This window comes from Agromyces sp. P2_B3 (genome assembly GCF_056404815.1).
Genome location: NZ_JBFUDH010000016.1, coordinates 1 through 17118 on the forward strand (window position 1 = coordinate 1; position 17118 = coordinate 17118).

The 17118-nt window shown below is 65.6% G+C and carries 15 protein-coding genes and 1 pseudogene; 8 read left to right on the forward strand and 8 right to left on the reverse strand.

All coding sequences use genetic code 11. The features are described from left to right. The first annotated feature begins 59 nt into the window (after window positions 1-59). The 3 genes and pseudogenes from AC1DZA_RS17055 to AC1DZA_RS17065 all read left to right on the forward strand — a co-directional run bounded on the left by AC1DZA_RS17055 (window position 60) and on the right by AC1DZA_RS17065 (window position 3992). A complete protein-coding gene (locus AC1DZA_RS17055) occupies window positions 60-2177 on the forward strand; it encodes an invasin domain 3-containing protein (RefSeq protein WP_476773693.1) in 2118 nt (705 codons plus the stop codon). A 70-nt stretch (window positions 2178-2247) separates the two neighbouring features. Further along, window positions 2248-2709 (forward strand): annotated as a pseudogene (locus tag AC1DZA_RS17060) (Tn3 family transposase); the annotation flags it as partial. A 95-nt stretch (window positions 2710-2804) separates the two neighbouring features. Beyond that, window positions 2805-3992, forward strand: a complete 1188-nt coding sequence (locus AC1DZA_RS17065) for an IS30 family transposase (protein ID WP_476773637.1) — start codon at window positions 2805-2807, stop codon at window positions 3990-3992. 27 nt (window positions 3993-4019) lie between these two features. Here AC1DZA_RS17065 and AC1DZA_RS17070 read toward each other — a convergent pair whose 3' ends face one another. From AC1DZA_RS17070 to AC1DZA_RS17085, 4 genes are all read right to left on the reverse strand, one after another. Beyond that, the gene (locus AC1DZA_RS17070) at window positions 4020-4769 is read right to left on the reverse strand and encodes a DUF4158 domain-containing protein (protein ID WP_476773638.1); all 750 of its coding nucleotides are present in this window, start codon (window positions 4767-4769) and stop codon (window positions 4020-4022) included. A gap of 748 nt (window positions 4770-5517) precedes the next feature. Next, a complete protein-coding gene (locus AC1DZA_RS17075; protein WP_476773639.1) occupies window positions 5518-7062 on the reverse strand; it encodes a hypothetical protein in 1545 nt (514 codons plus the stop codon). Window positions 7063-7779: 717 nt separating this feature from the next. Then, window positions 7780-7962, reverse strand: coding sequence for a hypothetical protein (locus AC1DZA_RS17080; protein ID WP_476773694.1), 183 nt, complete (start codon window positions 7960-7962; stop codon window positions 7780-7782). A 241-nt stretch (window positions 7963-8203) separates the two neighbouring features. Continuing rightward, window positions 8204-8788, reverse strand: coding sequence for a recombinase family protein (locus tag AC1DZA_RS17085; RefSeq protein ID WP_476773640.1), 585 nt, complete (start codon window positions 8786-8788; stop codon window positions 8204-8206). A 209-nt stretch (window positions 8789-8997) separates the two neighbouring features. On the opposite strand from AC1DZA_RS17085, the gene AC1DZA_RS17090 reads away from it, so the two are divergent. Then, window positions 8998-9276 (forward strand): type II toxin-antitoxin system RelE/ParE family toxin, encoded by a 279-nt coding sequence (locus AC1DZA_RS17090; RefSeq protein ID WP_476773641.1) that lies wholly within the window; start codon window positions 8998-9000, stop codon window positions 9274-9276. Window positions 9277-9312: 36 nt separating this feature from the next. Beyond that, the gene (locus AC1DZA_RS17095; protein WP_476773642.1) at window positions 9313-9576 is read left to right on the forward strand and encodes a HigA family addiction module antitoxin; all 264 of its coding nucleotides are present in this window, start codon (window positions 9313-9315) and stop codon (window positions 9574-9576) included. Window positions 9577-9647: 71 nt separating this feature from the next. Here the strand turns inward: AC1DZA_RS17095 and AC1DZA_RS17100 are convergent, their stop codons facing one another. From AC1DZA_RS17100 to AC1DZA_RS17115, 4 genes are all read right to left on the reverse strand, one after another. Beyond that, entirely contained in the window at window positions 9648-10631 is a 984-nt protein-coding gene (locus tag AC1DZA_RS17100; RefSeq protein ID WP_476773643.1) for an alpha/beta hydrolase family protein, read from the reverse strand. Window positions 10632-10762: 131 nt separating this feature from the next. Then, on the reverse strand, window positions 10763-11800 hold the full coding sequence (locus tag AC1DZA_RS17105) for a hypothetical protein (protein ID WP_476773644.1): 1038 nt from the start codon (window positions 11798-11800) through the stop codon (window positions 10763-10765). 6 nt (window positions 11801-11806) lie between these two features. Then, the gene (locus tag AC1DZA_RS17110; RefSeq protein WP_476773645.1) at window positions 11807-12286 is read right to left on the reverse strand and encodes an ImmA/IrrE family metallo-endopeptidase; all 480 of its coding nucleotides are present in this window, start codon (window positions 12284-12286) and stop codon (window positions 11807-11809) included. After that, on the reverse strand, window positions 12283-13083 hold the full coding sequence (locus AC1DZA_RS17115; RefSeq protein WP_476773646.1) for a helix-turn-helix domain-containing protein: 801 nt from the start codon (window positions 13081-13083) through the stop codon (window positions 12283-12285). Before AC1DZA_RS17115 ends, AC1DZA_RS17110 begins: the two co-directional genes overlap by 4 nt. A 101-nt stretch (window positions 13084-13184) precedes the next feature. On the opposite strand from AC1DZA_RS17115, the gene AC1DZA_RS17120 reads away from it, so the two are divergent. The 3 genes from AC1DZA_RS17120 to AC1DZA_RS17130 all read left to right on the forward strand — a co-directional run bounded on the left by AC1DZA_RS17120 (window position 13185) and on the right by AC1DZA_RS17130 (window position 16942). Beyond that, the gene (locus tag AC1DZA_RS17120; RefSeq protein WP_476773647.1) at window positions 13185-14027 is read left to right on the forward strand and encodes a hypothetical protein; all 843 of its coding nucleotides are present in this window, start codon (window positions 13185-13187) and stop codon (window positions 14025-14027) included. After that, window positions 14024-14851, forward strand: a complete 828-nt coding sequence (locus AC1DZA_RS17125; RefSeq protein WP_476773648.1) for a hypothetical protein — start codon at window positions 14024-14026, stop codon at window positions 14849-14851. The genes AC1DZA_RS17120 and AC1DZA_RS17125 overlap by 4 nt, the downstream gene beginning before the upstream one ends. 153 nt (window positions 14852-15004) lie before the next feature. Continuing rightward, on the forward strand, window positions 15005-16942 hold the full coding sequence (locus tag AC1DZA_RS17130) for a hypothetical protein (protein ID WP_476773649.1): 1938 nt from the start codon (window positions 15005-15007) through the stop codon (window positions 16940-16942). Window positions 16943-17118: the final 176 nt, after the last annotated feature.

Consider the following 17118-nt stretch of genomic DNA (forward strand, 5'->3'; position numbering starts at 1 on the left):
CGGGCAGTATCCCCGCGAACGGGACATCCACATCCACGGTCACGGTCACCGTGCTCGATGTGAACGGCAACCCCGTCGGGACCGGGGGCGCCACGGTCACGATGTCGACCACGCTGGGTACCCTGGGCGCGGTCACGGATGTGGGCAACGGGACATACACCGCCACGTTGACGTCGGGCATCACGGCGGGCACCGCGACGGTCGGGTTCACGCTGAATGGCACCGGGGGTACGGATACCACCCAAGTTGTGCTCGTGGTGTTTCCGGACCCGGTCACATCGACGATCACCGCGGCACCTACCACGATTCCCGCGGACGGGGGATCCACGTCCACGGTCACCGTCACCGTGCTTGACAGTAACGGCAACCCGGTCGGGGTGGGTGGTGACACGGTCACGATCACCACCACCCTCGGCACGATCGGTGCCGTCACGGACGTGGGCAACGGCATCTACACCGCAACCCTCACGTCAGGTATCACGGCGGGCACCGCGACGGTCGGGTTCACACTGAACACGGTCCCCGGCACCGATACCGCGTCTGTGGTGTTCACCGCTGGTGTCCCGGACGTGACCACGTCCACGATCACCGTCGCGCCGGGCAGTATTCCCGCGGACGGGACCTCCACCTCATTGGTGACGGTCACGGCCCTGGATGTGAACGGGAACCCGGTCGGGGTCGGTGGTGACACCGTCACGATCACCACCGACCTGGGCGCGCTGGGCGCGGTCACCGACAACGGTGATGGGACGTACACGGCGACGTTGACGTCGGGTACTGCGGCGGGCACCGCGACCCTCGGATTCACGCTGAACACGGTCCCGGGTACGGATACCACGTCTGTGGTGTTCACCGCTGGTGTCCCGGACGTGACCACGTCCACGATCACCGCCGCGCCCAGCACGATTCCCGCGGACGGGACCTCCACCTCAGTGGTGACGGTCACGGCCCTTGATGTGAACGGGAACCCGGTCGGGGTGGGTGGTGACACGGTCACGATGTCCACCGACCTGGGTGCGCTGGGTGCGGTCACCGACAACGGTGATGGGACGTACACGGCGACGTTGACGTCGGGTACTGCGGCGGGCACCGCGACCCTCGGATTCACGCTGAACACGGTCCCCGGCACCGATACCACGACTGTGGTGTTCACCGCTGGTGTCCCGGACGTGACCACGTCCACGATCACCGTCGCGCCGGGCAGTATTCCCGCGGACGGGACCTCCACCTCAGTGGTGACGGTCACGGCCCTTGATGTGAACGGGAACCCGGTCGGGGTCGGTGGTGACACGGTCACGATGTCCACCGACCTGGGTGCGCTGGGTGCGGTCACGGACAACGGTGACGGCACCTACACGGCGACGCTCACGTCGGGGACGACCCCCGGGACTGCGACGGTCGGGTTCACGCTGAACGGCACCGCGGGCAGCAGTAGCGCGACGGTGTTGTTCGTGGTGGTGCCGACGACGACGGTGTTGAGTGGTCCGGTTGGGATTCTTGTTGCGGGGCGTACGATCGTGGTTCCGGTTCAGGTGAGTGCGTCGGCTGGGCCGGCCCCGACTGGTCAGGTGCAGTTGCTCGTGGACGGGACCCCGTCCGGGGACCCGGTCGCGGTGGACGGCACCGGCCAGGCGGATCTGGAGTGGGAGGCCCCGACCGCGGGCGCTCACACGCTGACTGGTGAGTTCATCCCGGGCGTTGGGACCTGGCTGCCATCGGCGGGAAGCACGGATGTCACGGTACTCACGGTCACGGCGGCCACCAGGTCGGTGACGGTGACGGCCTCTACCTCGGCCGTAGATGAGGGCGGGACGGCGACGTTCACCGCGACCGCGGTCGACGCGGACGGTGTCCCGATCAGGGATGTCACTGCGGAGACCGTGTTCACCAGTGATGTGTCCACGGATGTGGTGACGGGCAACACGATCCGGTTCACGACCCCGGGACCGCGCACCATCACGGGCACCTACCCGACGGACGCTGGCCCGGTCAGCGGGCAGGCCACTGTTGAGGTCACGGCTGAGCCTGTCGCCCCGGCGGCACCGTCGACGCCGGCTGGTGGGATGGCGCAAACCGGGTTCGACCCGACACCCGCGATCGCTGTCAGCCTGCTCCTCACACTCCTCGGCGGGCTCCTGCTTCGCCGCCGCCACCGCACCAGCCCCCACACGCGGTAACCAAACCCGGTAACCAGGGCAGCACACGCACACCCCCACACCGCGAACCGCGCTGGGGGTCGGTGAACCGCTCCGCAAACTCGGCGCCTACCCCCGCCAAAACGGCCTCGCCCGGGCGCTCCGCGAACTCGGCCGCCTCCAACGCACCCGCTTCATCCTGGACTGGCTCCAGAACCCCGGCCTCCGCCGTCGCACCACAGCCGGCCTGAACAAAGGCGAAGCCAGAAACGCCCTCGCCCGCGCCGTATTCTTCAACCGACTCGGCGAGATCCGAGACCGCTCATTCGAGCAACAGCGCTACCGCGCCTCCGGACTCAACCTGCTCACCGCAGCGATCGTCCTCTGGAACACCGTCTACCTCGACCGCGCAATCCAAACCCTCACCACCCACGACCCTGCGCCCGCGCCGGCGCTGCTCCGACACCTCTCACCGCTCGGCTGGGAACACATCAACCTCACCGGCAACTACACCTGGCGCAACCCCATCAAACCCGGCCGCTACCGAACCCTCCGCCCCACACCCAAGCTCTGAGAATTCGGAGCTCAGAGTACGCCAACCCCGCCCGAGAATTCGGCTTAGCGTAGGCAGGTTCAACCGGTGGTCGCAACACTTGAGAGTGTTGGAGGATGTCGGTGTCGGTTCACGCGGGTCGGTTTTCGGAGCGTTTGGTTCCTGAAGTCACGTCGAAGCTCTGGGATCTGCGCACGCGTGGAATGACAGGCGATGAGATCGCGGAACTGCTCGACTGGAAGCACACTGCCGTTTACAACCACCTCGACGAGCACGGCGGCATCAGGCCGGCCAGCGCCCGCGCCGGCCGATCCCGAGTGCTCTCGTTCGCTGAGCGTGAAGAGATCATGGTTCTTCGCGCCCAGAAGCTCGGCGTCCGCCAGATCGCAACCCATCTGCGGCGGTCCCCGTCGACCATCAGCCGGGAATTACGGCGTGGTGTTATCGGGCGCAACAGCTATCGGGCGACGACCGCGCACCGGATCGCGTTCAACAATGCCCGCCGTCCGAAGCCGGCGCGGTTGCTGCAGACGGGACCTCTTCGACGTCGCGTCCTGCATGACCTCGCACAGCGGCTCTCGCCCGACCAAATCAGCGGCCGGCTCGCCCGGCAGTTCCCCGATGACCCGACCATGCGGATATCGCACGAGAGCATCTACCAGGCCATCTATCGTGACCGGCTAGGCCGCTTCACTAGGCGGGAGGCTGCGTTGACTCGCACCGGGCGACGATGCCGACGGCCGCGTCGATCACCGAACTCTCGGACCGGTCACATCCAGAACATGGTGCCGCTCCGCGAAAGGTCGGCCGACGCCACCGGCCGCCAGATACCGGGGCACATCGAGGGCGACCTCATCACAGGCAAGGCCAACAAGTCCGCCATCGGAACGCTCGTCGACCGGGCCACCGGCGTGATCACCCTGCTCCGCATCGGCAACCACAAACCCCGCGCTCACGTCATGAGCGACGCGCTCGTCGACCTGTTCACCACGATGCCCGCTCACCTGACCCGCTCACTGACCTGGGACCAGGGCGTCGAGATGCACCGACACGTCGAAACCACGACTCTGACCGGCGTCCCGATCTACTTCTGCGATGCGCGTTCGCCGTGGCAGCGCGGCTCGAACGAGAACGCAAACAAGCTGCTCCGCCAGTACTTCCCCAGAGGCACGAACCTCGCCACATTCACCCAAGCCCAGCTCGACGCCGTCGCACGCGAGCTCAACAACCGGCCCCGAAAGCGCTACGGATACGCCACCCCGAATGAGAGACTCGCAGAGCTAACCGTTGCGACCACCGGTTGAACCTGCCGTACTCTGAGCTCCGAATTCTCAAGCACCCCCAACACCAACCCGTGCCAACCCCAGCCCGGTCACCTCAGCGACCTGGTCCAACGCCTTGATCATCGACGGTCCCGACGCGCGGGGCGTCACGCCCTTGCGCCACCGCTCCAACACCGACACCCGCGACCCAGCCGGAACCTCCAACAACCGGTCCAACAGATGCTGCTCGCCGACCTCGAGCAGCACCTCCAGCTCGCCCCACAGCCGCTCCGCGGTCTCCCGATGAAGCCTGGCAACCAAGCGCACTAGCGTCGTCACACCCGGGAGCAGCACCTGCCGCTGCCGCAACCACGACACCCCGTCAGCGAAAATCGCCTTCGGCCCATCGCCCGACGTCCACGCCCGCGCGGACACCCACCTGGTGAAGTCCGCCTCCGCCGCCGGGAACTCCGTCCACCCGTACACCTGCCGGATCAGCAGCTGATGCTCGAACGGCGTTGTCCGCCGCTCAACGTACCCGATCACACGGGACGGGTCATCGGCACCCAACTGCTCCGCCACGAAATCCAGCACCACGGCCGGCACATCCAGAGGATCCTCCAGAAACGCCCCGAGCCAGCGCACAGTCACCAGCTGCAACGCGAACCCAAGCCGCGAGGCGTCCCCACGCCGCGATGCGACCAGCGCAAGGTCCTCGTCATCGAGGAAGAACACACGCTCCAGATCCGCCCGCGACGGTGTATCCGTGAACCTCCCGAACACGGACACCTCATCGTCAGTCAGGAACTCCACCGGCATCTGGCGAACCTACGCCACAACTGCGCAACGACCCGCATCAGAACGGTCAGTCACGCCAACACAGCCCCTCACACCGTCTAAACGTGACTGACCGTTCCGATGCGGCTCACCCCCGGCGCCCGTCCCCACCCGCACATTGATCGCCACCCTCCTCGAACAAGGGGCAGCCGGATCGCCGAGCGAACTCATCACCCGCGCACTGTCCGCGTACGCCCACCCCGAGAACTCAGCAACACCCTGACAACGCCCCGATCAGCTGAATCGTTCATGGCCATCGAGGAGGCCGGGCGTAATCAGCATGCGGCAGCACCGATACGCCCTCGCGGCGGGCACGGCGGGGGCCGTAGCGAGCCCAGCGTCCAGAACCTGCACTGGCATACTAAAATATGTGACCAGCGCACCCCGAATTGTCATCGCCCACACGCATTACGCGGCCGCTCGCGGTCGCCCGGCCGTCTACGACGACCAAGTCGAACACGCCGCCGCAGTCCGAGCGCCAGGCCCAGCATCGCCGTGGTTTCACGAGGGCCAGTTGAACCGATGGACGGCGCTATGCGGGGTTCGCGTCGAAGCCCTGCTCCCCACCTCATTCGACCAAAACCGTGGGCGCGCCTGTAACGACTGCACCCGCAAAGTAGACGAATACTTCGAAACCGGTGAAGTCCTGCCGCCGTACATAGTCCCATGACACCAAGGTGAACTCGGGCCACAGCCCGCGTTCAACGTGACGACCGCCTGAATGCGTTCGTTACGGGGCGATTGAGATCACATCGAGCTCGATGTCGGTGACCTGACGCTCTGTGTCCCACGCTTGGCCGGCGTACCCGATGGTGAATACGTGGTCGGCGGGGAGTTGCTGTGGGGGAGTGAAGCTGATGGTGGTGGCGTCCCAGCACTCGTCGTCGACGTCGGCGAGGTAAGAAGCGGGCCAAGCCCATTCGAGGCGGGTGTCGAGCTCAGCATAGTTGAGGATCCACCCGCGCCTGGTGAGCTGGTGGTGCATCCCGATGACCCGCTGGTAGAGCTGTTGGGTGTGCGCGGGGAAGTCTTCTGGCCTTCGTCCGGGGCCGAGTAGGTGCGTGGTGACCAGGTCGTGGTCGCGCCGTCTGCCGTGGAGTTGTGTGTCTGAGTTGGTTTTGATCTGGGTGACCTCGTCCTGTTTGATCGCGGCGATCCGCGCGGCCTCCACACGGCGGGCATCGGCGTCCCGCGCCCGTTCGGTGTCGCGTTCCTGCTGTTCGCGGCCGAGAGTGGTGGGTGGGGTTTCGCCGGGGGTGATGGCGTGGCGGATCATCCATCCGAAGTACCGCAGCGCGTCTGCGGCGGCAAGCAGCCGGTCGTGACTGTCCGGGTACACGGTATCGATGCGGCTGGTGAGCTCCCGTACCGACCAGAGTGTGATGTCGACTCCCGCGCGACGCAGCAACCGGTCCAACTGGCCGATGTGGTGTCCGTCGCCGAGGGTGTTGTCGTAGTACCGGTCCAGTTCTGCCAAGTACCGGTGCACTCCAAACTCGCGACCACCTTCACAACGCTCACCTGCCCGCTCGACTTCGACTCTGGTTGCATCAGGCTGGGGCCCCGGAGGGGCCTCCGAGTGCGCGCTTGCGCGCGTTTGCCGTTTCGGAATATCGCAAGGAGGGTTGTGAACGGGGGGCGGGGTGATTAGGTGGACATTTTGTTCAGCGGGGGCGCCCGCGGGCGCCGGGTTGTCCACAGGGTGGCTGGGTGCGGGGACAGTGAGGGCCACTACGTTCGCGGCCGCGGTCTGCCTGCCGCCGTGGGTGGCCATGGCTTGGGCTTTCTCGTCCGCGGAGAGGATGTTCCGACCGTACGCGAGGGTGACGGCGAAGCCGAGTTCCTCGAGCGCTCTGGTCGCGCGCTGCACCGTCTTCGCACTCCGGTCTACGAGAGCGGCGAGGGTGTCGTGGGCGACGGTGACGCCGCGGCCGGTGTGCGGGTTCGCATACTGCCGGTACGCGGCCGCGATCGCCAACAGGGTGCCGGCCTTCACCTTCCACTTGGTCCGGATGTTTTCACCGGTCGCGGTGGCCAGGGCGTCCATCAGGGAGTCGAACCAGTGCTCACGCCCCCACCAGCACGGGATCTGCGCGTAGGCGTCCTCCGGGACTGGCAGCGACCAGCTCCTCGGCTGCGCCTCCGGGCCAGGCTGCGACAACACCAGAGCCGTGGCCAAGACCGCACGCAGCACCGGCCGGGACGGGGCGGCCACGAGCGGGGGAGCGGGGCGGGTCTCCACGACACACGCGGCCGCCTCATCCAGGCTGACCAACCAGTCATCCGTACGCGCGGCCGCCACACTCACCACAGCCCGACACTCCACGGCGCCGTGCCCCTGAACGTGCCCCAAGGTGACAAGGAGCCAGCAGCGGGCGGGGACCTCGGGATCAGGAGGAAAGGATCGAACACCACAGATCCACCACGCCGACGCCTACCGTAGGATTTCGCGCTACTTCTGCCGCAACCCCAATTCGCGCTCCGTACGCCAGGGCGCGAGGGAAAAGGGCGCCCAGAGTACGCTAAGCCGCCCACACGAGCCGCCTTAGCGTACGAATCGTTGCCGGTTCCGTGTCGCCGCCCGGCAGCCCGTTCGCGCGAGATCCAGCTCACGAAACGGAACAAATCCCACGCCAAGGAGCACCACACTCGTCCGCCGGTGACAGCGTCCTTACCGACAGCCATACACGCAGGCCGCTCAGCTGCGGGCTTCAGCCTGAAAGCGGTCCGCTCGGCCGCGCTCGGAGCGTCTGGCGAGACCAGCCACGCACGCTGCACGGCGGAGAGCGACGCGCCCGAGCGTGAACTGGCCGTAGTTGGCACAGGGTGGGTTACTATGGGGGCACCAACTTCCTTGGGAGTGGGTACGACAAAGCCCCGCCTGGTAAGCGGTGCACTTGTTGGAAAAGAGCTCAGAACCTGTAAGTCGCCAAACTTGGGCAGGTTCGAGCCAGAGCTTCAGGCCCGTCGCATCAGCGGCGGGCCTCTCTCGTTAAGGCGAGTCGATAGGCAACTCCCCATCACGCGGCAGAGGCGTCCACCAGGTTGGGATGCCCTGGTCAGTCAGCTCCAGATGCTCGACGACGGCTTCGAAAAGGACGGCGGACGAAACGCCCGCCCGTTCAGCGATCGCGTCGAACTGTTCCTTCGATACGCGCTCGACCTGATACCCCATGTTCACGGGGTCGAGCAAAGTCCCGCGAGGACGTCGTCTGACTGCCATACCGCGACTTAACCCTTGCGCAAGCATTAAGTCACGGAGACACGCCGCAACCTCGCTACAAGGCCGCCTACCGAGCCGCACCCGCCTTGTGTTCGGTGAGAACTGCTCCGGGGGAGGAGGGCCAAGGCGGGTGCGGTGATCGGAAGACCACTCAGGGCTGAGCGTAGGACTCGTGAGGCGCGGGGGGAAGGGGTCAGTCGTGAACGGTGCTTGCGTTGCTGAGGTGTCGTCTGATGGCGCGGTAGAGCGTTGACCGGTTGATACCGAACGCCGCGGCGACGGTGTCGGCGGTGAGGCCGCTGGTTTGCAGCATGTGCTGGGCGGCTGCGACCTGGTGTGGGGTGAGCTTGCGGGGCCGGCCTCCGGTGCGGCCGCGGGCGCGGGCTGATGCGAGGCCAGCGTTGGTGCGTTCCCGGATGAGGTCGCGTTCGAACTCCGCAAGGGACGCGAACACGTGGAAGATGAGCCGGCCACCGGGCGTGGACGTGTCGATCTGTTCGGTGAGGGAGCGGAACTCGATCCCGCGGCCCTCGAGGTGATGCAGCTGGTCGACGAGGTGGCGCAGGGACCGGCCAAGCCGGTCCAACCGCCACACCACGAGCGTGTCCCCGGGGCGGGCGTACTCGAGCAGGCGTGCCAGATCGGGACGTTCCGCGATCGCACCGGACCCGACGTCGACGAACACCTTCGCACAGCCGGCCGCGGTGAGCGCGTCGACCTGGAGGGCGACGTCCTGCTCGGCCGTCGAGACCCGTGCATATCCGAGAAGCTCTCCCACGCGCCGAACGTAGCAGAACCCGTCACCACAGCCCGTTTCGCACCACCGTGATTCGCCACAGGGTTCTGCACCACGAACCCTCGGCGTGTCGCGACGTCGCGGCCGGCGGGGGAGTGGGTGGCGTTATCGGCCGTATCTGCCGTCGGTCTAGCGCGCCACGCAGAGACAGGCCCAGTTGTATCGTGTAGCGTTACGCGATACACTCGGGTGTGATCAAGAGCTTCGTGCACAAGGGGCTCGGAGAGTTCTACCGCTCCGGCTCGGTGCGCGGGATCGTGCCGCAACATGCACGACGCCTCCGCCTCATCCTGACTGTCCTCGAGGACGCGGCAGTACCGGCTGACGTCGACCTGCCCGCGTTCGCCCTTCACCAACTCAAGGGCGACCTGGCCGGCCACTACGCCGTCAAGGTCAACGGCAACTGGCGCATCGTATTCACCTTCGACCGTGAAGACGTGGTGCTCGTGGACTACCTCGATTACCACTGACCAAACTGAACACGACCTTCCGGGAAGGAGCGGACCATGCACAACCGGCCACACCCCGGCGAAGTACTCGCCGAGAACATCGGACCCGAAGGACTGGGACTGACGATCACCGAGGCAGCACTGAAGCTCGGGATCTCCAGGGTCCAACTCTCGCGAGTCCTCAACGGACACGCGAGTATCACCCCCGCACTCGCCCTGCGCCTGGAAACCAACTCCCTCGGAACCGCCGAACTCTGGCTCCGCATGCAAATGCGCTACGACCTCGAACAAGCACGTAACACCACCGCACACGCCCAATAGACCCGTGGGCATAACACCCCAGGAGTCCCGCCTGATATTCCGCACACTGAGATAATAGCTAACAGTGGAATCTAATTAGACAAACCCCGGTGAGTGAGCCACGATGCGATTAGACGTGTCTGGCCCTGAGCATCAACGTTGTATCCCCATCCATGTGCGGCTGGCGGTGTTTTGGCCAGGTAGACGAGTCCTGCATGTGCAGCCGCGAACTGCTGCGAAAGGCGGAACGGAACTTCGTCGTCGCCTTCTGAATGGATCACGAGCGTGGGGACGGTGAGTGGTCGTTCGTCAATCCAGTTCAAGCCGTCCACGCCGATCGGCTGACGTAGCCCGATCAGCCCGCTCATGACTCGGTTCTGGAGAGCCCAGATCACCGCGGAGCCGATCCATCGGGGAAGGTGTGCCGTTTTGACGTTGTGCATGATGACGGACCGCCACTTGGTGACGGGCGAGATGAGCACCAGGCTGTCGATCCTGTTGCGTTGCGCGGCCTGCTCGTTGGCAAGAAGTGCGGGGACTGCCCCCATGGACCATCCGACGAGAATGATCCGCCGTCCGCCCTCAGCGACCGCGTATTGAATCGCGGCGTCGATGTCCTGCCACTCTTCCTGCCCGAGAGATGACAGGCCCTTGGGGACATCGGGCGCCTCCCCGTCGCCGCGGAAGGAGGGCACGAGCGAGTTGGCGCCGATTGCTTCGGCGGCAGGTACCGAGCGAAGTGCGGTGATGCGGGTAGTGCGGAGCCCATGAATGTGGATGACCCAGACATCTGAATCGCGCCGAATCTCCCACGCGGGTGCCGGCCCGAGGGCGGTTGCGATCTGAATCTCAGTTGCGGATTCAGATATCGCTGCTGGGTTTGGGAAGACGTGGCCTGTCCAGATGCCGTGCATTGGTACAGAGCTGAGAGACGTCGGCAGGGCGATCACTCGCCTACGGACGGTGGCGCCGAGATCTGCGATGACTTCACCGATCAGGGCGTGATCGCGCCCGTCGTTCAACCAGAGACCAAACTCGCCGTCATGGCGGGTGTCCGCTGAGCTGTCGAGAAGCACAGATTCACGGTCCATCTCATGGACTTGGATGGGCCGGCGACGCCCCGGCCCGATGAGCCTGCGTGCGACCGCAAAGACGATGCCGGCGATTAGGCCAGCTGAGGCTGCAACGACGAGGACTATCAGGGGAATCAATTGCCAGCTCCAGTTGCGTACTCAGATTCTATGGTCAGGATCGCTTCCTTCCGGAGCTGCCGCTCGAGAAGCCAAGACCCGAACTTGTAGACAGCACGGTGATGCAATCGAACCGATCGTGGCTCTCGCGTGATCTGGTCACCGATGAACATCACCACCTGCGTCAGGTCGGCTGCGTCGTCTTGGGCTGGTACCGACCGTTTGGCCAGATAGCGGGCCACGGCATTGTGCAACTTGGACCGGGCACCTCGCGTAATTCCGAACGCGATCATTCCCGCTGCGATCATGAGAACGCCCGGATAGAAAATCACATTGAACGCGGAGTACAGCAACTCTCGCAGTTCCGGCAACGGTGCGTCGAGGTGATCCAGTGTGAGGGAAGCGACTTCGTCGACGCACGCCAACAGCACAACTCCGGCACCAAGCTTCATAATCCAGTGCGGCACAGAGTGGCGGGGATGGAGATGCCAGAGCATCATCGACGCGAAATACGCCACCGCCGCCATGTAGACGGACGCGTACAGCCACATTGCCGGCTGATCGATCCGCTCGATGATGACGTGGAACGAGGTAGGCCCCTTGTCGCGCACCAAGAAGAACGGCCCGGCGAAAGCCACCAGGATGACACCCAACCAAATCCACCGCGTGATGGGAACCTGCCTGACGAGCCCTCTGCGGAGCCGACGCAGCCTGAAGCGGATAACTCGCCACGAGAGGATGAAAACACGTTCGGGCTGCGTTCGCAGAGAGCTAGCGCCGTCGTTGACTTGAGACTGGATGACCGCCTGAAGCATGAACCAGAATGCGATGGTGGCGAGCAAATTCTGCGCAAGATTGAGGTAGTTGCGCCCCCCTCCCATTAGAGCGTCCATGGCCTCCTGCGGAATGACGGCTCCGAACGTGAACATCGCGAGAGCACCAGCCGACGACGCCCACCATGACAGTTGCGATTTCGGATCCGCGAGGGCCACCGGGAGACGGACGAGAGAGACGAAAGCGAGCACCCAAAAGCTGGCGGCGTGAATCAGTGACATGTTCGGCTATCGAAGAACTCGCTCGGCGTGGTCGTCAATCGGACTCCTCCACCCCGCTACGAGCAACCGAGCAACCGTCTCCGCCTCTTCTTCGTAGACGCGCTCCTCCGGCGTGAGATCATCCAACGACAGCGGGCGCGATCGACACAACTTCACGTCCCCGTACCGCGGCCGAAGCTGCTCCTTCAATGCCAAACACGTCGGATGCTCAAGCAAGAGGTGCGCCAACTCATGGGCGACTGCGAACGCCTTCCGGAAGCCCGAATCCGTGGAGCGCAACATGATGGACACCGCGTCGTCAGTCTGGACAAAGAACGCAGCAACGTTCTCCCAAGATTCGTCGCCGAACATATCGATCTGCACTGGCGCGCCCACGGTGCGCCCGACATGGTCGATGAGGCCTCTGAGCGAAGTCCGAACCTCGAGCGGCAAGGAACCGAGGAGGACACGAGCTCGCGCCTCAACGTCGCCGATCTGCGAGCTCAATCTGGCTTCCTCAGGCTCCCGCGTGGCTTGATCGCGCGAATGGCAGTCGCAATAGAACGGAGGGCTGCAGGCGAGACTTCGCCCACAGTGCGAGCCGAGATCTTCTTAACACCCTTGTCGCGGAGAGCTTTCGCGAACTCGAGCTCCGCTTCCACCCGATCCGCGATGACAGAGGAGCCTGTCTGAATCAGGTACGCGGGCTGCACATCGAAGTAGTCTGCGACCGCCTCCAGAACGAGCTCATCGATTTTCAGGGCACCGGATTCCTCGTTGAGAGTTGCCCACAGTTCGGGAGTCAGGTCTACGTCAGCTGAAGCAGCGTGGGCTAACAAGCTCGCGAAATCAAAGCCCCCATCCGCGACGGCCGTATTGACTTGCAGGAAGCCCAGCCTACGACTGAGCTCGCCCCCATCCACGCGGATCTGACCACCAGTACGACCGTCATCGAATGCCATCTGAACGAGCTCTTCGGGTGCGCATTCGAGCGCACCCGACAGTCGTTCAATGTCGTTGGCATTGAACGGCGCGCTCCCGTTCATGCGCGAGTAGAAGTATGAGGCAGAGAAGCCGGCATCGGCGATGAGCCGCTGAACGGACATGCCGAGATCCTCGCGTTTGCGTTCCACCGCCAACGCGAGGCGCATCGACAGGTCGCCCGCTTGCCCGGTGCCTCGTCTGCCCACAACACAGACAGTACGTAATTGAGAAGCACTCATGGCAAGTCTCGCCAAATACGGATCAGTGACTATGCTATTTAGCGACTCATATTTGAGTTGCTTACGTAAATACACACCCATGCTCCATCCGGAAGCGGAGCAGGTCACGAGTGGCGAAAGGCGAGATAGATGGAACTGGCTACTGCTTGCCTTCGTGCGAGACGATTCGAACGAGAGTGTCGATGAATAGACATCTGGGGACGGTCCCGTTCGTTGAGCTCGACCTCACCGTTCGCAGCGAGGGGGGCTTTGATGCGGCGGAGCGGATTGCGTCGTCGTTGGCGGCCGCCGCCGCCGGGGATGGTGGCGTGTTGCCGGCCCTGCGGGTGCGTGTTGACGAGGTGAAGTCGCCGGTCGCGGGCGCGCGGTGGTGCCGGGATGTGCTCCAGCCGGTTCTGGACGCACGCCGTGCCGCGCGGCAGTCCCAGGGTGGCAAGCGTCGCGCGGCTGCGCGGGGGAGTGGCGGAGGTTCTGCAGATTCTGCGGAAGCTACGTTGTGGGGTTCAGCTTCTGCAGATTCTGCGGAACCTGCCGAGTGGTCGCGATTCTCCCCGGCGGTCCATGGACTCCTCGCCGGCCCTGACGACGCGCGTGCGGTGATCAAGGCGATCTTCGGACCCCACTACTCGGTGCTGCCCTCGATCCTGCAGCTCGACGACTGGGCTGCACGTCCGGACCTCCCCGAACAGATCCGGACGGTAGCGGCGGACGCGCTCGAGCAGATCGACGCCGGCGGCAAGGTCGACGGACTCTACAAGCAGGTCAAGCAGCTCGTCGAGAACTTCGACACGGTCGCGTTGTTCGAGCTCAGCCCGGACCAGCTCGGCGCTCAGCGCACGGTGCACACGGTCGTGTCCGCGGTGACGCTCACTGAAGAGCGGATCACGAAGCTGACCGTGCAGGAATTGACGGCCGCGGCCCGGAACGACCCCGCGGGCGCGCAGAGCTGGGCCGTCGTCGTCGCCGCGGCGCGGAACCTCGCCGCGCACGTGTCCGCCGTGAACACGGAGCTGGGCGGCGCATGAGCGCGGTGGACGAGCAAGCCCGATTCCGGTCCGCGCTGCGCCAGTTCGCGGAAAACCCAACCTGGTTCACACGAACCCCCGACTACAAGTGGTTCCACACCCGCCTGAAAGGCACCCCCACCCGGATCGTGAAGGACCAGTCCTGGCGACTGGACTACCCGTACACCGCCGACGAAGCGTTTCAGGTGGTGCTGTTCAGGCTCTTCGACAACGGTTGCGCCCTCGCCGTGGCTGCCGCCGACCGGGCCGGCAACCCCTACAAGTACATCGGGCAGTCCTGCTTCCAGCACGTCGCCAAGGAATCCGGCCGGACAACGGTCACCGACGACAGCACTACCATCGACGGTGACGCGTCGACGACGAAGTCAGTCAGGGTGTACCTGACCAGCCTCGACGGCCACGACGAGCACATCCACCCGGACGGGAACCCGCACGGCTTCTTCGAACGCGCTGAGGCCCACATCACCCGGGTCCTCGCTGACTACACCCCGCCGGCGCTCAGGCCTGCGGTCGCGGACACCATCACCTGGTTGCTGCACTGCCCCCCGCGCGGCGGAGCCAGCCACCGCCGCTTCGATTACATCGACCCCGGCACCCTCCCCACCCCGCTTACCGGGGCGCACTTCGACGCGCTCGTGAACATCATCTTCGGCAGCCGCCACGACCCCACCGGCACCTCCCTCCTCCACGCCTTCCGCACGGCCGACAAGGAACCAGGCGAACCCGGCGAACCCGTTGCGGCCAGCGTCCCGTCCAGCGCGCTTGGCCGTGCACTCTGCACCTACCAGCAACGCATCAGCACCCCCATCAGGACCGTCGCGTAACCACCACCGAACAGCGCGCCCCATCGGGTGCTGGCGCGTGGTCGCGCGCTCGTGACCGGTCGCGTCTCGCGCTGCGCACATGCAGGTGCGCACCGGACCCCATCTATGTGGTGAGGGCATCAGACGTGATACCCCACGAACAGAAGGGTCCACATGGACAACCATCACGGCGGCGCGGCCGCGCCACCACCCAACCCGCCCGTAAGGCGGCGACTGCGGCACGCGATCGCCCTCGTACTGGGCACCGCGCTGCTGGCTGGGACACTCGGCGCCGCGGCGGTGCCGGCGTACGCCGATGACTCGACCGTCGCTGACACGCCGGCAGCGCCTGCCCCGCCGGTTGCCCCGCCGGCAGCGTTGCAGCTCCCGTCCGATGGGATCTTCAAGCCCGCGGCCGCCGCGCTGACGGCGTACGGGCGGAACACGCTGGTGAACTACTGGACCCCGGACGGGGACCTCGGGTACTGCGCGGACGTACAGGCGGACTGGCCCTCCGGGCAGACCGGCGCCGGGTATGTGGTCTCGTCAATCGGCGCGGTCGCCGGGACCCGGGACGTGTCCGGTGAGGCGCTGATGAAGCTGCACGCGGGGCTGGACTACGCCGGCTGGGCCACCGACCACGACCGTGCCGCAGCCATGGCGGCGTTCGTGTACGCGTACACCTCGCAGAACAACCACGGTCACGGCGGCGGCCTCCACTACATCAACACCAAGGCCGGCAGCTACGCTGCCGCGGTGACGGTGCAGTACAACGAGATCTGGAACTGGGTCGAAGCGAACTGGAACATCGGCCAACCCGGCAACAACACCGCCGACACCGTCATCGAGGTCATCGACTCGCAGAACTTCCTGTTCCGCGCCACCGCGTCACCCGGGAACGCCGTGGGCACGATCACCGTGACCGGCGCGGTCGAAGCGTCGACCGGTTCGTCGACGTTCTCGGTGTCGAGCGACGCCGCGGTGTCGCTCCGCGGCGCTCCCGGCGACGTCGAGGTGAAGTACGACGTTGCCGAGTCAGGGGTGTGGACCGCGCCCGGCGGCTACGCCGACCAGGTCCGTCAGTACGACACCCCCGGCCAGCAGCGTCTCGTCGCCGCCACCGGTGCCCGCCGCACCAATACCTTCCACTCCGCGTCACGTATCACCGACCCAGTGTCGACGGTGTTCCAGCCGGTGGTGACCTCACAGATGCAGCAACGCCTCGTCGGCCCCGGCGGCACGATCACCGATCACGCCACCTGCGACCTCGCCGAGGACAGCCAGAGCCCGTACTGGCGCACCAAACTTGACGGCACGGGCTACGTGGTTCCGTGGAAGGTGGCCTTCTACGAGCGGTTCGATGGTGAGACCGGGCTGCCCGAGGTGCCTGAGGGCCGCCCGGTCCTGGCCACGGCGACGGACTCCTGCTCCGGGGTCGGGGAGGTCATGGAGGCCACGGTGGAGCAGCCGGCCGGGATCACCGGGGACATCACCGCGGTGTGGCGCATCGACATGGACGCGATGAGCGCCCTTACGCGTGGATTCATCCAGGGTCCGTGGCAGGATGCGTTCGGGCTGGATGAGGAGACAGTGACGGCCCCGCTCGTGCGTACGAAGGCATCCGAGCCGGTCTACGACGGTGAGGAGTACTTCGACACCGCGATCCACACCCATGCCGAGCTGTACCCGGACACGGCTGTGCAGGTGTTCAGTACGTACCGGATGGCCAAGCCCGGCGAGCAGCCCGTCTGCGACGCGACCACCCTCGTCGAGGAGTACGCGCCCGTCCTCATCGACGGCCGCACCGAGGTCCAGTCCGAGAAGCGCATCGCCAGTCCGGCCATGGGCGACGGGTACTACTTCGTGGAGGTCACCTACCCGGACGACACCCTCAACTATGACGAGAGGCTCTCCGAGGGAGTCTGTGGCGACGGCAGCGAAACCATCAGGCGTCTCGTGATGCCCAGCGCCGCCGAGCTCGCCGCCACCGGGTTCGACGGCACCCCCGCCGGCATCATCGCCGTGATCGCCATCCTCGGCGGAGCGATCGCGACCATCGGCTGGCGCCGCAAGCGCGCCAGGAACGCGGCCGCGACCACCGAAGCCCCGTAGCAGTCCCGGCACAAGGGAACGGGCCCGGTCGAGCAACTGCTCGACCGGGCCCGCACTCGTTGCTGCCGTACTACTCGCAGGCGTAGAACGTCACATAGGCGGTATTACCTTGCACGTACCCTTCCCATCCGAGTGTCGTGCCAGGGATCCGCACCGGCGCGATCATGCTCCCGCGG